The following is a 626-nucleotide window of genomic DNA, read 5'->3' as shown; positions in this document are numbered from 1 at the left end:
AACGATCCTGATTTGCCCGCAAGGCTAGCTCACTGGCAGGAAAACTGGCCCGCTTCCAAACCACAGATAGATCGTTACCTACGCACTTTCTTTGGCAAGCAAAAAAGATTTAATAACACACGCAGCTGATCGTGAACAATTTTCCGTGACAACAAAAAGAGCCCCTCCTCATCACTGAGGAGGGGCCTAGGTTCATGTGACTAGCTGCCTGGCGAGCTCCATCTCCACCGAATCACCATCGGTATTGAGGGCGTCCAGGCCTGATTCCGGGATGTCCCCGGAAGTGCTCTGCGAGACAGCGATCTTCTTCGCCATGAGCTCGAGACACCCGATCTGCGATGTCCCGGCATAACCCAGGAAGATCACCTTCACCGCGGCCTCCTGGCCAATTCGCCAGGATCGGCGAGCGGCCTGCTGCAGCGTGTAGACATTCCACCCTGTCTGCATGAAGACGATGGTGGGAAAGTCCAGCAGGTCCAGCCCCGTCTTGACGAGATCCGGATTGCAGATCACAACGTCGACGCCACGGTCGACCTGATCGGCGATCCAATCCTCGCGCCGATAGGTGGCCACCGACGATCGGAGGACAGCCACCTTGAGGCCTTCCTGCTCAAGCACCCGCTTGA

At 57.0% G+C, this 626-nt stretch carries 1 protein-coding gene; it reads right to left on the bottom strand.

The features are described 5' to 3' along the window. Nucleotides 1–192: 192 nt before the first annotated feature. Nucleotides 193–626, bottom strand: a 434-nt coding sequence (locus ACGTN6_RS20840; protein WP_394595002.1) for a helicase-related protein, incomplete at its 5' end; no start/stop codon positions are given.

The organism is Halomonas sp. B23F22_20 (genome assembly GCF_043496985.1).
Taxonomy (GTDB): domain Bacteria; phylum Pseudomonadota; class Gammaproteobacteria; order Pseudomonadales; family Halomonadaceae; genus Halomonas.
The sequence above is the reverse complement of the archived record's forward strand: the minus strand, read 5'-3'. Positions and strand labels throughout refer to the sequence as shown.